This window comes from Ramlibacter monticola, assembly GCF_016722785.1.
Classification (GTDB): Bacteria; Pseudomonadota; Gammaproteobacteria; order Burkholderiales; family Burkholderiaceae_C; genus Ramlibacter; species Ramlibacter monticola.
This window is the reverse complement of the sequence record NZ_JAEQNE010000002.1, coordinates 1,035,346-1,050,238: the sequence shown is the minus strand read 5'-3', so window position 1 is coordinate 1,050,238 and position 14,893 is coordinate 1,035,346. Positions and strand designations below refer to the sequence as shown.

The following is a 14,893-nucleotide window of genomic DNA, read 5'->3' as shown; positions in this document are numbered from 1 at the left end:
CTTTGTCGATTTGGAACAGTTGCCAATTTGAGATCTCAGTGCGGGAAGGGCCACAGCCGCAGCTTCTGCTTGCCGGTGGACCACAGGCGCGCCAGCCCGTGCGGTTCCACGATCAGGAACCACACGATCAGCGCGCCGAAGATCATCAGCTCGGCGTGCGAGATGCCGGCCGTGGAAATGGACAGGCCCACCCAGCCGGCCAGCACCGGGAGCAGCTGGTTGAGGGCGATCGGCAGCAGCACGATGAAGGCGGCGCCGAAGAAGCTGCCCATGATGGAGCCGAGGCCGCCGATGATCACCATGAACAGCAGCCGGAACGACATCTCCAGCGAGAAGGCCGCCGGCTCCCAGGCGCCGAGGTAGACGAAGCCCCACAGCGCGCCGGCCACGCCGATGATGAAGGAGCTCACCGCGAAGGCGCTGAGCTTGGCGTACATCGGGCGGATGCCGATCACGGCGGCGGCGACGTCCATGTCGCGGATCGCCATCCACTCGCGCCCGATCGCGCTGCGCACGAGGTTCTTCGCCAGCAGCGCCATCACCACCAGGATGGTCAGGCACAGGAGGTACTTGCTGGCCGGGCTCTCGATCGGCATGCCCATCACCTGCAGGCCGGAGACCGACACGGAGCCGGACGCCGAATCGTTGGTGAACCACTTGATGCGCAGGAACATCCAGTCGGAGAAGAACTGCGCGGCGAGCGTGGCGACCGCCAGGTACAGGCCCTTCACCCGCAGGCTCGGCAGGCCGAACAGGATGCCGAAGGCCATCGCGCACACGCCGCCCAGGATCAGCGCGACCACCAGCGGCATGCCGGGCACGCGCACGAAGAAGTTGTAGGCACCGTAGGCACCGACGGCCATGAAGGCGCCGGAGCCCAGCGAGATCTGCCCGCAGTAGCCCACCAGGATGTTCACGCCCAGCGCCGCCAGCGACACGATCAGGAAGGGGATCAGGATCGCGCGGAACATGTAGCCGCTGGCCAGGTTCGGCACCGCGAGGAACGCGAACAGCAGCACGGCGAAGATGAAGTAGCGGTCCTGCAGGATCGGGAAGATCTGCTGGTCGGCCCGGTAGGTGGTCCTGAACTGGCCGTTTTCTCTGTAAAGCATTGCGGGGCTCCGTTCAGACGCGGTCGATGATTTTTTCGCCGAACAGGCCCTGCGGGCGCACCAGCAGGAACAGCAGCGCGAGCACGTAGGCGAACCAGATCTCGATGCCCCCGCCCACGTAGGGCCCCAGGAACACTTCCGAGAGCTTCTCGCCCACGCCGATGATGAGCCCGCCGATGATGGCGCCCGGCACCGAGGTGAGGCCGCCCAGGATCACCACCGGCAGCGCGCGCAGCGCCACGGTGGACAGCGAGAACTGCACGCCCAGCTTGCTGCCCCAGATCATCCCGGCCACCAGCGCCACGACGCCGGCCACGCACCACACCACGACCCAGATCCGGTTGAGGGGAATGCCGATCGACTGCGCGGCCTGGTGGTCGTCCGCCACCGCGCGCAGGGCGCGCCCGGTGGCGGTCTTCTGGAAGAACAGCGCGAGCGCGCCGACCAGGGCCGCCGCGATGGCCGCGGCGATCAGGTCCTCCTTGTTCACCAGGATGCCGCCCTGGAACACGCTCTCGAACGCCATCACCGGCTCCTTCGGCATGCCGACGTCGATCTTGTAGATGTCGCTGCCGAACAGCGTCTGGCCGAGGCCATCGAGCAGGTAGGCGATGCCCAGCGTGGCCATCAGCAGGGTCGCGCCTTCCTGGTTCACCAGGTGGCGCAGCACCAGCCGCTCCACCAGCCAGGCCACCGCGAACATGATCACGCCCGCGACGAGGAAGGCCAGCAGGTTGGCGAGGATGGCGCTCTCGAAGCCGAGCCACTTCGGCAGCCACTCGGAGAAGCGCGCCATCGCCAGCGCCGCGAACAGCACCATGGCGCCCTGCGCGAAGTTGAACACCCCGGAAGCCTTGAAGATCAGCACGAAGCCGAGCGCCACCAGGGAATACAGCATGCCCGTCATCAGGCCGCCGAGGAGGGTTTCGAGGAAGAAGCCCATGTCAGTGCGAGGTTCCTAGGTAGGCCTTGATCACGTCCGGGTTGCTGCGGACTTCGTCCGGCGTGCCGTCGCCGATCTTCTTGCCGTAATCGAGCACCACGACGCGGTCGGAGATGTCCATCACCACGCCCATGTCGTGCTCGATCAGCACCACCGTCGTGCCGAATTCGTCGTTGACGTCCAGGATGAAACGGCACATGTCCTGCTTCTCCTCCAGGTTCATGCCGGCCATCGGTTCGTCGAGCAGCAGCACCTGCGGCTCCATCGCCAGCGCGCGCCCGAGGTCCACGCGCTTCTGCAGGCCGTAGGGCAGCTGGCCCACGGGCACCTTGCGGAAGGCCTGGATCTCCAGGAAGTCGATGATCCGCTCGACGTACTCGCGGTGCCGCATCTCCTCGCGCTCGGCCGGGCCGATGCGCAGCGCCTGCAGCAGGATGTTGCTGCGGATGCGCAGGTTGCGCCCCGTCATGATGTTGTCCAGGACGCTCATGCCCTTGAACAGGGCCAGGTTCTGGAAGGTGCGGGCCACGCCCATCTCCGCCACCTGCCGGCTCTTCATGCCCTTGAAGTGGCGGCCGCGGAAGGTGATGGTGCCCTGCTGCGGCTGGTACACGCCGTTGATGCAATTGAGCATCGAGCTCTTGCCGGCGCCGTTGGGGCCGATGATGGCGCGGATCTCGTGCTCGCGCACGTTGAACGAGATGTCGGTGAGCGCCTTCACGCCGCCGAAGGCGAGCGAGATGTTCTGCACGTCGAGGATCACCTCGCCGATGCGGCGGCCCGCGGCGGGCGCGGGTTCCGCGGAGGGCGCGGCGGTCGTGCGTTCCGGCGCGGCGGCCGCGCCTTCGGCGGGCAGGGTGGTGAATGCGGTGTCCAGGGAGGGGGCGAGTTCTGCCATGATTTTCATGCCGCCGCCCTCACCGGCGCGAAGGTGCGGGCATCCATGATCTTCAGCGTCGCGCTCACGCTGCCGGTGCGACCGTCCTCGAACTTCACTTGCGTCTCAATGTACTGCTCCAGCCTGCCGCCGTACAGCGCATCGACCAGGACCTGGTACTTCTCCGCGATGAAGCCGCGCCGGACCTTGTTGGTGCGGGTCAGCTCTCCGTCGTCGGCATCGAGTTCCTTGTGCAGCACGAGGAAGCGATCGACCTGGCTGTTGGCCAGGCGCTCGTCGCCCGCCAGGTCGGCGTTGACCTTCTCGATGCAGTCCCGGATCAACGAGTACACCTCGGGCTTCTGCGCCAGGTCGGTGTAGCCCGCGTAGGGCAGGTTGCGCTTCTCGGCCCAGTTGCCCACGGCGTCGAAGTCGATGTTGATCATCACGCAGACGCGCTCGCGGCCGTCGCCCACCGCCACCGCTTCCTTGATGTGCGGGAAGAACTTGAGCTTGTTCTCGATGTACTTGGGCGCGAACATCGAGCCGTCGGCCAGCCGCCCGACGTCCTTGGCGCGGTCGATGATCTTCAGGTGGCCGTGGGCGTCGAGGAAGCCGGCATCGCCGGTGTGGTACCAGCCATCGGGCGTCTTCACTTCGGCGGTGGCCTGCGGGTTCTTGTAGTACTCCTTCAGCAGGCCCGGCGAGCGCACCAGGATCTCGCCGCTGTCGGCGAGCTTGATCTCGACGCCGCGGCACGGGATGCCGACGGTGTCGGAGTGCACCTGGTTGTCCGGCTGCATGCAGACGAACACCGCGGTCTCGGTGCTGCCATAGAGCTGCTTGAGGTTGACGCCGATCGCGCGGTAGAAGGCGAACAGGTCCGGCCCGATCGCCTCGCCGGCGGTGTAGGCCACGCGCACGCGCGACATGCCGAGGTTGTTGCGCAGCGGCCCGTACACCAGCACGTTGCCGAGCGCGTACCTGAGGCGATCGAGCGCGCCCACGGGCTTGCCATCGCGCAGCGCCGGCCCGACGCGGCGCGCCACGTCCATGAACGCATGGAACATGCGGCGCTTGAGGGCGCCGGCGTCCTCCATGCGGATCATCACGCTGGTGAGCAGCCCTTCGAAGATCCGCGGCGGGGCGAAGTAGTAGGTGGGGCCGATCTCCTTCAGGTCGATCATCACCGTGCTGGCCGACTCGGGGCAGTTCACCACGTAGCCGCAGGCGAGCCACTGGGCATAGCTGAAGATGTTCTGCCCGATCCAGGCCGGCGGCATGTAGGCCAGCACTTCCTCGCGCTCGCTGAGCTGGTCGAATTCCTGGCCGGCCTTGGCGCGATCGAGCAGGGTGCGGTGCGTGTGCACCACGCCTTTCGGCTGGCCCGTGGTGCCGGAGGTGAAGAACATGGCCGCCACGTCGTCCGGCTGGCCCTTGTCCACTTCGGTCCGGAACAGGGCCGGATCGGCCTCCGCGGCGCGGGCGCCTTGCTCCAGCAACGCGTCCAGCGCCGCCAGGCCCGGCTCGCTGTAGTTGCGCAGCCCGCGCGGGTCGTCGTAGAAGATCGCGACCAGCTGCGGGCAGCGCGTCCGGATCTCCAGCAGCTTGTCGACCTGCTCCTGGTCCTCGGCGAGCGCGAAGCGCACCTCGGCGTTGTTGATCGGGAAGGCGCATTCGTCCGCCGCCGCGTCCTGGTACAGCGGCACCGGGATCGCGCCGAGCGACTGCGCGGCCAGCATCGTGGCGTACAGGCGCGGGCGATTCGCGCCGATCACGACCATGTGCTCGCCGCGCCGCAGCCCGGCCTGCTGCAGCCCGCAGGCGAGCCGCTCGACCATCTTCGCGAGCGCCGACCAGGAGAGCGACTGCCAGATGCCGTATTCCTTCTCGCGCATCGCGTCCGCGTCCGGCCGTTGCCCCACATGCTGCAACAGCAGCCGAGGGAAAGTTGTCTCCATGCCTTGTCCTTGCCTGGTCCGTAGACCGGCAATGTAGGGATCGCTTTGACGTCGATCTGTCTTTACGCCGACATTCCAAGGGATTGTCCTAGTAGGGCGTAACCCTAGGGCACCCGCGTTGAGGCAGGTCAAGTGCTTAAACCGCCACCCTTGGTGCAATGGCTCCATGGAAGCTGTACATACCGGTTCCGGGAGCGTCGAGGGGCCACGCCTGCCGGGGCCGGGGGGCACGGAAGCGCCCGCGAGGCCGCCTCCGCAGCAGGTCGTTTCCGCCCTGCTGGCCGCGATGGAAGACATTTCCGCCCGCAAGCCGGAGGTCCGGCCGCCGCCGGATGACAGCCCGCAGCAAAAGCTGCGCACCCTCGCGCGACTGGCGGCGGAGAGTCCCAACGCGGTGCTGCGGCTCGACACGGCCGGCACCGTGCTGTACGCCAATCCGGCGGCGGCGCCCTTCCTGGCCGCCAGCGGCGCCGCCGAAGGCCGGCGCGTCCCGGCGGGCTGGGCCGCGCTGATCCGCGAGACCTGCGACTTCGGCATCGCGCGCAGCGAGGAGATCGAGGTCGGCGGCGCCTTCTACGACGTCACCTTCGCGCCCGTGCCGGAGGACGGCTACGTCAACGTGTACGCCCAGGACATCACGCGCCGCCGCCGCGCCGAGGATGCCGCGCGCGAGGCGAGCCGGACGCTGCTGCGCAGCCTGGAGCAGACCATCGCCATGGTGGCGCGCGCCGTCGAGAAGCGCGATCCCTCCACCTCCGGGCACCAGCAGCGGGTGGCGCTGATCGCCGTGGCGATCGCCGCCGAGATGGGGCTCGCTCCGGAGCGCAGCGAAGGCCTGCGCCTGGCCGCCACCATCCACGACATCGGCAAGCTGCACACGCCGGCCGAACTGCTCATCAGGCCGGGCAAGCTCATGGCGCTGGAGTTGGAACTGATCCGCCAGCACCCCGTCACCGGCTACGAGATCGTCAAGGACGTGGACTTCCCCTGGCCCGTGGCGCAGATGGTGCTGCAGCACCACGAGCGCATGGACGGCACCGGCTACCCGCAGGGGCTGGAGGGCGAGGAGATCCTGCTGGAGGCCCGCATCCTGGCCGTCGCCGACGTGGTGGACGGCCTGAGCATGCACCGCCCCTACCGGCCTGCGCTGGGCGTCGAGGCGGCGCTGCAGGAGATCGAGCGCATGCGCGGCCGCTGGCTCGACGCGCAGGCGGTGGACGCCTGCCTGCGGCTGTACCGGGAACGGGGATTCGCGCCGCCGCCCGCCTGAGGATTGTTGTGTCGTTGGGAACTGCGCTCCCGCCGCGAAAGACGGCGGCCGCAGCAAGGATAGAAAGGTTGGAAATGTTGACGCAGTCGAACGTCGTCCCCGCCGGGGACGACACGCCGGATTTCGCTCCCTTCGCCTGGCCGTCCCCGCACCACATGCGGGTGATCGACAACCATGCGGGCGAGGAGTCCGAGCGCGCGCTGGTGACGCTGACCGGGGGCGAGAAGCTGCTCGGAACCATTCTCTCGATCGACTTCGAGCGCGGCCGGCTGGACTTCCAGCCGGAGGCCGGCGGCAAGCGCGCGCTCGCCTTCCGCGATTTCCGCAGCCTGTTCCTGTCCCGGTCGATCGAGCTGGAGCCGGTGCCGCTGGCTGCGCCCCCCGGCGCCGTCGCCGTGCGCCCCAGGCGCGTGAAGCGCGCCTGCACCGTGCGCCTGAAGGATGGCGCCGTGCTCCAGTGCGACATCGCCGCGGTGCTGCCGCGCCAGGCCGGACTGTTCCTGTACGTGGTGAACTATGCCGAGGCGGTGCTGCGCTGGTTCGTGCCGGCCCAGGCGGTGGCGCACTACCGCGTGGGCGAGCACGTGAGCCCGATGGTCCACGACATGGCGCAGGCCCAGCCCGCGCAGGCGGCCAACGGCGGCGAATTCTTCGGCAAGGACCGCAGCGAGACGCGCCAGGAAGTCGAGGAAGCGCTGGCCCGCCGCAAGCTCAGTCGCAAGCACCTGGCCGACGTGCTGGTGCAGGAAGGCGTGATCACGCCGCAGCAGCGCGACGACGGCATGGAGCGCCAGAAGAAGGACGAGAGCCGGCAGCTGCACGAGATCCTGGTGGAGATGGGCGCCGTCAGCCGCGAGGTGATCCGGCAGGTGATGGTGAGCCAGCTGGGCGTGCCGGCGGTGAACCTGGCCCGCTTCCCCTTCGACCCCAACGCGCTGATGACGATCCGGCCCGAGCTGGCGCGCAAGCACCTGGCGATCCCGCTGTTCCGATCGGAAAAGCGCATGACGGTGGCGCTGGAGAACCCGCTGTCCTGGGAGGCGCTGCACGAACTGGAGTTCTTCACCGGCCTGAAGGTCGATCCCTGCATGGCCACGCGGCAGGAGCTGGAGGCGGCCATCGAGCAGTTCTACGGCGAGCGCCGCAGCAACGAGAAGGTCAGCCAGCTGCTGCAGCGCCTCGGCGAGGAAGGCGCCCTGCAGCCGGAGGTGGTGAAGGAAGACCCGGTCTCCGAGTCCGACAACACGCTGGTGCGGCTGGTCAACAAGATGATCATGGACGGCTTCGAGCAGGGGGCGTCGGACATCCACATCGAGTCGCGCGCCGACGACAAGCCGAGCCGGGTGCGCTTCCGCATCGACGGCGTGCTGCAGCCCTACATCGAGGTGCCGCCCAACTTCCGCTGCGCCTTCGTGGCGCGGCTGAAGATCATGGCGGAACTCGACATTTCCGAGCGCCGGCGGCCGCAGGACGGCCGCATCCTGTTCGAGAACTGGGGGCCGCGCCACATCGAGCTGCGGGTGGTCACCATCCCGACGGCGGCCGGCCTGGAAGACGTGGTGCTGCGGATCCTGGCCGCCCCGCGGGCGCTTTCGCTGGAGCAGCTGGCGCTGACGCCGCGCGCCCTGGACCACCTCAAGGCGATGGCCGCGCGCTCCTATGGCCTCCTGTTCGTCTGCGGGCCGACCGGCTCCGGCAAGACGACCACGCTGCACTCGTTGCTCTCGCACATCAACACGCCGGACCGCAAGATCTGGACGGTGGAAGACCCGGTGGAGATCACGCAGGACGGGCTGTGCCAGGTGCAGGTCAACCCCAAGCTGGGACTGGGCTTCCCCGAGGTGCTGAAAAGCTTCCTGCGCGCGGACCCGGACGTGATCATGGTGGGCGAGACGCGCGACTCCGAAACCGCGCGCACCGTGACGGCCGCGTCGCTCACCGGCCACCTGGTGCTCTCCACCATGCACACCAACAGCGCCGTGGAAAGCGTGCAGCGCCTGCTGGACCTGGAAGTAGACCCGTTCAACTTCTCCGACGCCCTGCTGGGGGTGGTCGGCCAGCGCCTGGTGCGCAAGCTGTGCCAATGCAAGCGGCCCCACCCGGCGAGCGCGGAAGAGGTCGACGCGCTGGCGCACGAGTACTGCCGCGAGACGGGGCAGCCGCCGGAGGAGATCGCGGCGCGCTGGCGTTCGCGCTACGGCAACGCCGAGGGCCAGATCACGCTGTACGCACCGGGCGGCTGCCCCGAATGCGACCAGAGCGGCTACAAGGGCCGCCTGGGCGTGTACGAGATGCTGGTCAACACGCCGGCGGTGAAGAAGGCCATCCAGCAGAAATCGCCCGCCGATGAAATCCTCCGTTTGGCGGTGTCGGACGGCATGACTACCCTGGAACAGGATGCCCTAGAGAAGACGATGCAAGGACACCTTGATCTAAAGCAGGTACTTGCAAGCTGCCGCTGATGAGAATGGGATCAACATCTCCATCAGGGTTGCGGAAATGATGATGCCGGCCGAACTTACACTGCACCAGCGGAGGCGCGATCCCACGCCGGCGGAACTCGCCGGCATTCCCTGGGTTGCGGTCCTGCTGCCCGAAGAACGCGAACGCGCCATACCGCAGATCAAGGTGGGCGACGCCCTGCCCGGCGACTATGTGTGCCGCGTGGGCCGGCCGGTGACCTACTGGTTCGGCGTGATCGAAGGCCTGCTCAAGATGAGCAACGACAACGAGCAGGGCCAGAGCATCACCTTCAGCGGCCTGCCCCCGGGCGGCTGGTTCGGCGAAGGCACGGTGCTGAAGCGCGAGACCTACCGGTACAACGTGCAGGCCCTGCGCAAGAGCGTGGTGGCCGGCCTGCCGGCGGACACCTTCCACTGGCTGCTCGATCACTCGATCGGCTTCAACCGCTTCGTGATGAACCAGCTGAACGAGCGGCTGGGCCAGTTCATCGCGGCACGCGAAATCGACCGCATGAGCAACCCCGACCTGCGGGTGGCGCGCAGCCTGGCGGCGCTGTTCAACGCGGTGCTGTTCCCCGGCGTGGGCGAGGTGCTGCGTATCACGCAGCAGGAACTCGCCTACCTGGTCGGCCTGTCCCGCCAGCGCGTCAACGAGGCGCTGGCCACCCTGCAGGAGCAGGGCATCATCCAGGTCGAATACGGCGGCCTGCGGGTGCTGGACATGCAGGCGCTGCGCACCGCCATGCCGGCGCCGCGGATCAAGCTGGCCGGCCAGCCGCTGAAGGTCTCCGCCGCCGTCTAGGAGCCCAGCCCCTAGGGCGCGAGGTGGCGGGCGGTGTCCAGCAAGGCGGGCAATTCGTCCGCCGTCAGCGATGCGCCCGCGCCGCGGTTCGCTTTTTTCCAGACGAACACCGACTGCCCGTTGTGCACGGCGGCATGGCCGGCGGGCGCCGGCACGTCCTGCAGTTGCGGCAGCCCCGCGGCCCCCGGGCGTCGCACCACCGCCACGGTGACCTCGTACCAGCTGTCCGGATGCTCCTCGCCGCGCGACTCCCGCACCGAATAGCGGATCTGCACCAGCGCGAAGGGCGGGCTGGCGCCGGCCCCGTCGATGACGCGCGTGCATTGCAGCTCGCCGTCGCGCGCCCACGCATCCCAGGGCGCCGGCCGGCCGAAGCCGGCGCAGTAGCCGGCGTCTCCTGCACGGAACGTCCCTTGCACCGCGCGGGCGGCGGCGGCCCAGTCGGCGTCGCGCTGGGCCTCGATGCGCCGCCCCACCACGAAGGCCAGCGCGAACGCGGCGACGGCGAGGACGGCCGCCACCGCCTGCAGGCCGCGCGACCATGCCGCCCAGCTCCCCAGGAGGAGCGCGAGGAGCAGCGCGACGAGCCACGGCATGGCGGGATCGTACCGAAGCAGCCGCCGGCGGGCGCGCCTGTGCACAATCGTGCCTTCCCATGACGACCGAACCCAGCACCACCCGCCTGAACAAACGCATGGCCGACCTCGGCCTGTGCTCGCGCCGCGAGGCCGACGAGTGGATCGCGCGCGGCTGGGTGAAGGTGAACGGCCAGGTGGCGCCCATGGGCCTGCAGGTCGGCCCGGACGCTCGCATCGAAGTCGACCCCAAGGCCCGCGGGCAGCAGCGCGAGCAGGTCACCATCCTGCTGCACAAGCCGGTCGGCTACGTCAGCGGGCAGGCGGAGGACGGCTACGAGCCCGCCAAGGTGCTGGTGCAGCCCCGCAGCCGCTGGAAGGGGGACCTCTCGCCGCGGCGCTTCGCGCCCTCGCAGCTCCAGAGCCTGGTGCCGGCGGGACGGCTGGACATCGACTCCACCGGCCTGCTGGTGCTGACGCAGGACGGGCGCGTGGCCCGCCAGCTGATCGCCGAGGATTCGACGATCGAGAAGGAATACCTGGTGCGCGTGGCCTTCGGCGCGGTGGCGACGGACGTGCAGGCGGCGTTCCCGCCCGCGCAGCTGGCCCGCCTGCGCCACGGCCTCAGCCTCGACGGCCAGCCGCTCAAGCCCGCCAGGGTGGACTGGCAGAACCCCGAGCAACTGCGCTTCGTGCTCAACGAAGGCAAGAAGCGCCAGATCCGGCGCATGTGCGAGGCGGTGGGGCTGAAGGTGATGGGCCTCAAGCGGGTGCGCATCGGGCGGGTGACGCTGGGGCAGCTGCCCCTGGGGCAATGGCGCTACCTGGGGCCGCACGAGCGCTTCTGAACCGACGGGAGGAACCGCCATGAAGCCGACCCGCATCCTGGCCCTGCTGGCCCTGGCCTGCGGCGCCGCGCACGCGCAGGGCACCGTCAACGCGATCTGCAGCACCGACCAGTCCTGGTGCGAACTGGCCGCGCAGGAATTCGGCAAGGCCACCGGCATCCGCGTGCTGCAGACGCGCAAGCCCACCGGCGAGGCGCTGGCGCAACTGCGCGCCGAAGCGGCGAACCCGAAGACCGACCTGTGGTGGGGCGGCACCGGCGATCCCTTCTACCAGGCGGCCGAAGTGGGCCTGCTGGAGCCCTACCGGCCCGACTACCTGGGCGACCTGCACGGGTGGGCGGTGCGCCAGTACGCCATGAGCGGCAACCACGTGGGCGGCTTCTACACCAGCGCGATCGGCTTCGGCTGGAACGAGGAAGTGCTGAAGAAGAAGAAGCTGCCGGCGCCGAAGTGCTGGAAGGACCTGCTCGATCCGCGCTACCGGGGCGAGATCGAGACCTCGCATCCCGGCTCCAGCGGCACCGGCTACACCATCCTGGCGGGGCTGGTGCAGATGATGGGCGAGGACGCGGCCTTCGACTACCTGAAGAAGCTGCACCGCAACGTCACCCAGTACACCCGCAGCGGCACCGCGCAGGCGCGCAGCGTCGCCAAGGGCGAGGTCGCCATCGGGGTGAGCTTCCTCTTCGGGTTCGACAACGAGCGCCTGACCAACAAGTTCCCCGTGCTCTCCGCCGCGCCTTGCGAGGGCACGCCCTACGAGATCGGCGGCATCGCGCTGGTCAAGGGCGCGCGCAACCGCGCGGAGGCGAAACGCTACTACGACTGGCTCATGAGCCCCGCGGGCCAGCAGATCGGCGCGCGTGCCAACAGCCTGCAGGTGCCGGCCAACAAGACCTTCCGGCCCGACCCGCGCATCCCGACGCTGGAGAACGTGCGCCTGATCAAGTACGACTTCGAGAAATACGGCAAGGCGGCGGAGCGCCGGCGGCTGGTGGACCGCTGGGTGCGCGAGGTGGAATCGCTGCCGCGCTGAGCGCCTCAGGCGGCGCGCGGCTTTCCGGCCAGCAGCAGCCTGGCCAGGGCGGCGACGGCGCCGGCCGTCTGCGCGTCTTCCTGCATGCGCTCCTGCACGGCATCGAGCAGGGCGGGAAACTGCGGGTCGTTCAGCAGGCCTGCCCCGAATTCGCGCGCGAGTTCCGCTTCGAGGTAGATGCGCACCGCCTTGCGGGGACGGTCCGGGTCTTCCGGCGCGAGCGCGGCGATGCGCCGGGCCATGGCCACCGACACCTCGTGCGGCTTGCGGCGGGTGCCTTCGGCGGGCGCGCCGATACCGGGCCGCGCTGCCGCGCGCTCCTGCAGCGGGGCCAGCTGGGCACGGACCGCGGCGGCCAGCCGCTGGCTGGGAACGATGGTGCCCATGTTCAGTGCAGGCCGCGCGAGTACGCGGACAGCAACACGTGGCTGGCCGGGGCGTCTTCGCTGGCGGGCGGCGTGCCGGCGGCGAGCCGCTCGACGGCCTCCACGACCTGGAGGATGTCGGTGCACAGCGCCGGGTTGGCCGGCGTGCAGGCGAGGCCACGGCGGAAGTGGGCCAGCGACTCGCCGGGGGCCTCCTGCGCCAGGGCGGAGAAGCCGCGGACGAAGTGCAGCAGGGCTTCTTCTTCGGGCAGCGAGAACAGCGGCTGCCAGGTGAGGAGCGCCACCGGGGCGCGGGCGGAGCTGAATTGCAGCAGCCCGAGCTGGTAGCGCGCCAGGGCGAAATCGGGCGCCAGCAGCAGGGCCTTGGCGAACGCCAGCTCGGCCCGGGCGAAGTCGCCCGCGCTGGCCTGTTCGGAAGCGAGCAGGAAGTGCGGCAGGGCCGAAGCGGGATCGGCCTCGCTCGCGCGCTGGAACAGCGCCATGGCGGACTCGCCCTCGCCCTGGCGGCTGGCGGCCAGGCCTTCGGCAAGGAGGCGGTCGAAGTCGGCGGAAGTTTCCATGTTGCGTGACTCGGACATTACATCCAGGCACGCAGCGCGCGGTTTAGGTCCTCCCGCAAAATGGCCGCCGAAAGGGAGGAGCCATGGCCAAGCCGACCCGAGAGAAGCAGATCGAGAGAATCCTGGACCAGAACAACGCCCGCAAGCTGGCCGTGATCTTCCAGGGTGTACCGCAGCGCCTGTGCGACGCCGCGGGCGACGCCGCGCGCCGGCTGACGGAGACGCGAGCGCTGACTCGCGCCCGCGACCTCCTGCCCGAGTCCCGCGGGCCGCACCGCAAGGCGCGCACTCCCGAAAAGGGTCGGGCGGCGGAGCGGGAGCAGCGGATCGCGGACGCCCGCGCGGTCGGGGCGCAGGCGCTGCGTCCGCTGCAGGAGAGCAGCGTGCTGAGCCTGTCGCGGGTGGCGCGGCAGGGGGGCGGGCGCGGCGTGCCCCAGATCTTCGAGCTCGCCGGCGCGGCGGCCATCGAAGTGGACCGCGACGATCTCGTCGCGCTGGCCTCGACGTTGCCGCCGCAGGTCTCGGTCCATCCGAACCGGCGCATCGCGCTGCCGCCGCGGATGCAGTCGCGCGACGTGCCGGCGCAGGTGGAGCGCAGGACCGCGCACGCCTGGGGCCTCGAGAAGACCGGCGCGCTGGCGTGCTGGGGCGCCTTCGGCGCGCGCGGCAAGGGGGTGCAGGTGGCGGTGCTCGACACCGGCGTGAACGCGCAGCACCCGGACCTGGCGGCACGCGTCAAGAAATTCGCCGAGATCGGAACCAACGGCAAGATCGTCCGCCATGGGGTGAAGGAAGCGAGGGACGAGGGCGGGCACGGATCGCACGTCTGCGGCACCATCGCCGGCGGCCGCGCCAGCGGACGCTGGATCGGCATGGCCCCCGAGGCGGACCTGCTGGCCTGCAAGGTGCTCGGGCGGCTGGGCGGCTACGACTCCCAGATCATCGCCGGCATCGAATGGGCGATCACCAACGGGGCGGACGTGATCAACCTGTCGCTGGGCGGCGTGAGCTGGGAGCCGGACGTGCTGGACACGTATTCCGGCGCCATCCTCGCCGCGCACAACGCCGGCTGCATGGTGGTCGCCGCGATCGGCAACGAGGGGCTGCAGACCAGCGGCTCGCCCGGCAACGACGTCTTCGCCCTCGCGGTCGGCGCCACCGACATCCAGGACGGCATCTCCGCCTTCAGCGGCGGTCGCACCCAGGTGATCCACAACTCCAGCTACGTGGATCCTTCCGTGCTTCCCCTGGTGTATTCCAAGCCCGACCTGTGCGCGCCGGGCGTGGACGTCTATTCCTGCGTCGGCAAGGGGAGCTGGGGCTACGAGAGCGGGACCTCGATGGCCTGCCCGCACGTGAGCGGCGCGGCGGCCCTCCTGCTGAGCCGCCTGGACGGCGCACCCGATTCCGACCTGCGGCTGGCGACCGGCCGCGACCGCGTCGAGACCCTGCGCGCCCTGCTGCTTGGCGCGGTCCACGAACTGGGCGAGAACGGCCAGGACCACCGCTACGGCTGGGGCCGGCTCAACGTGCTGAACGCCTTCGCCATGGGCCTCGAGCGAGGCCTGCTGAGCCTTGGTTGAAACTATCCGGTGCTTCCGGTAGTCTGTCCCAGGACATGGGCGCCACTTCCGTCATCCGGGGCAAGCTGCTGGAACTGTTCGACGAGGACAGCAGCCGCGGGAAGGCGACCGTCATCGTGGAGGCGAAGCGCGCCCCGGCTGCGGTGCCGAGGACGGCGCAGGCCGGCGTGCGGACGTCTCCGCGCCAACTGCTCCCCGCCGGGGGCGGCGCGCTGCGCTCCGGCAGCGTGGAGACCTCGGTGCCGGCGGACGCGATGGGCGCCGTGGAGGCCGCACTCAAGGACCTGGGCGTGGGCCGGGCCCACCGCAACGAACTCAGTGGCTCCTTCGTGGTGGAACTGACGCGGGACCAGTTGGAGAGCCTTTCGCGCAATCCCGCCGTGCAGGCGATCCGCGCCAACACCCTGCGCCGCAAGCTGTCCTGATTCCTTCGCCCCAATGAAAAAAGCCGCGGCTCGCGCCGCGGCTTTTTCGTTCG

Annotated in this window: 14 protein-coding genes; 7 read left to right on the top strand and 7 right to left on the bottom strand. The window is 69.5% G+C overall.

Going from position 1 to position 14,893, the window contains the following annotated elements; translation table 11 throughout:
• Positions 1–35: 35 nt before the first annotated feature.
• The 4 genes from JJ685_RS12970 to JJ685_RS12955 are packed head-to-tail and all read right to left on the bottom strand — an operon-like array spanning position 36 to position 4,893.
• Positions 36–1,112 carry a branched-chain amino acid ABC transporter permease gene (locus JJ685_RS12970; protein ID WP_201674631.1) on the bottom strand — a complete coding sequence of 359 codons (1,077 nt, stop codon included), beginning with the start codon at positions 1,110–1,112 and terminating at the stop codon, positions 36–38.
• Between the two features lie 13 nt (positions 1,113–1,125).
• Positions 1,126–2,055 (bottom strand): branched-chain amino acid ABC transporter permease, encoded by a 930-nt coding sequence (locus JJ685_RS12965; protein ID WP_201674630.1) that lies wholly within the window; start codon positions 2,053–2,055, stop codon positions 1,126–1,128.
• Between the two features lies 1 nt (position 2,056).
• Complete coding sequence (locus JJ685_RS12960) at positions 2,057–2,953, bottom strand: ABC transporter ATP-binding protein (protein ID WP_236598897.1); 897 nt, start codon at positions 2,951–2,953, stop codon at positions 2,057–2,059.
• 5 nt (positions 2,954–2,958) lie between these two features.
• Positions 2,959–4,893: an AMP-dependent synthetase/ligase gene (locus tag JJ685_RS12955; protein ID WP_201674629.1), complete on the bottom strand. Its 1,935-nt coding sequence runs from the start codon at positions 4,891–4,893 to the stop codon at positions 2,959–2,961.
• 166 nt (positions 4,894–5,059) lie between these two features.
• Here JJ685_RS12955 and JJ685_RS12950 point away from each other — a divergent pair, with 166 nt between their 5' ends.
• The 3 genes from JJ685_RS12950 to JJ685_RS12940 all read left to right on the top strand — a co-directional run bounded on the left by JJ685_RS12950 (position 5,060) and on the right by JJ685_RS12940 (position 9,427).
• The gene (locus JJ685_RS12950; protein WP_201674628.1) at positions 5,060–6,163 is read left to right on the top strand and encodes an HD domain-containing phosphohydrolase; all 1,104 of its coding nucleotides are present in this window, start codon (positions 5,060–5,062) and stop codon (positions 6,161–6,163) included.
• A gap of 74 nt (positions 6,164–6,237) precedes the next feature.
• Positions 6,238–8,625, top strand: a complete 2,388-nt coding sequence (locus JJ685_RS12945) for a GspE/PulE family protein (protein WP_201674627.1) — start codon at positions 6,238–6,240, stop codon at positions 8,623–8,625.
• A gap of 43 nt (positions 8,626–8,668) precedes the next feature.
• The gene (locus JJ685_RS12940) at positions 8,669–9,427 is read left to right on the top strand and encodes a Crp/Fnr family transcriptional regulator (protein ID WP_201674626.1); all 759 of its coding nucleotides are present in this window, start codon (positions 8,669–8,671) and stop codon (positions 9,425–9,427) included.
• Between the two features lie 11 nt (positions 9,428–9,438).
• On the opposite strand, the gene JJ685_RS12935 is transcribed toward JJ685_RS12940, so the two are convergent.
• On the bottom strand, positions 9,439–10,023 hold the full coding sequence (locus JJ685_RS12935; protein ID WP_201674625.1) for a hypothetical protein: 585 nt from the start codon (positions 10,021–10,023) through the stop codon (positions 9,439–9,441).
• A gap of 59 nt (positions 10,024–10,082) precedes the next feature.
• On the opposite strand from JJ685_RS12935, the gene JJ685_RS12930 reads away from it, so the two are divergent.
• The gene (locus JJ685_RS12930) at positions 10,083–10,850 is read left to right on the top strand and encodes a pseudouridine synthase (RefSeq protein ID WP_201674624.1); all 768 of its coding nucleotides are present in this window, start codon (positions 10,083–10,085) and stop codon (positions 10,848–10,850) included.
• 19 nt (positions 10,851–10,869) lie between these two features.
• Positions 10,870–11,886, top strand: coding sequence for an ABC transporter substrate-binding protein (locus JJ685_RS12925; RefSeq protein ID WP_201674623.1), 1,017 nt, complete (start codon positions 10,870–10,872; stop codon positions 11,884–11,886).
• A 5-nt stretch (positions 11,887–11,891) separates the two neighbouring features.
• Here JJ685_RS12925 and JJ685_RS12920 read toward each other — a convergent pair whose 3' ends face one another.
• Complete coding sequence (locus tag JJ685_RS12920; RefSeq protein WP_201674622.1) at positions 11,892–12,272, bottom strand: hypothetical protein; 381 nt, start codon at positions 12,270–12,272, stop codon at positions 11,892–11,894.
• 2 nt (positions 12,273–12,274) lie between these two features.
• The gene (locus JJ685_RS12915; protein ID WP_201674621.1) at positions 12,275–12,832 is read right to left on the bottom strand and encodes a tetratricopeptide repeat protein; all 558 of its coding nucleotides are present in this window, start codon (positions 12,830–12,832) and stop codon (positions 12,275–12,277) included.
• An 83-nt stretch (positions 12,833–12,915) separates the two neighbouring features.
• Between JJ685_RS12915 and JJ685_RS12910 the strand changes: the two genes are divergently transcribed.
• Both JJ685_RS12910 and JJ685_RS12905 read left to right on the top strand, forming a co-directional pair.
• Positions 12,916–14,415 carry a S8 family serine peptidase gene (locus JJ685_RS12910; RefSeq protein ID WP_201674620.1) on the top strand — a complete coding sequence of 500 codons (1,500 nt, stop codon included), beginning with the start codon at positions 12,916–12,918 and terminating at the stop codon, positions 14,413–14,415.
• A gap of 35 nt (positions 14,416–14,450) precedes the next feature.
• Positions 14,451–14,840, top strand: a complete 390-nt coding sequence (locus JJ685_RS12905) for a hypothetical protein (RefSeq protein WP_201674619.1) — start codon at positions 14,451–14,453, stop codon at positions 14,838–14,840.
• Positions 14,841–14,893: the final 53 nt, after the last annotated feature.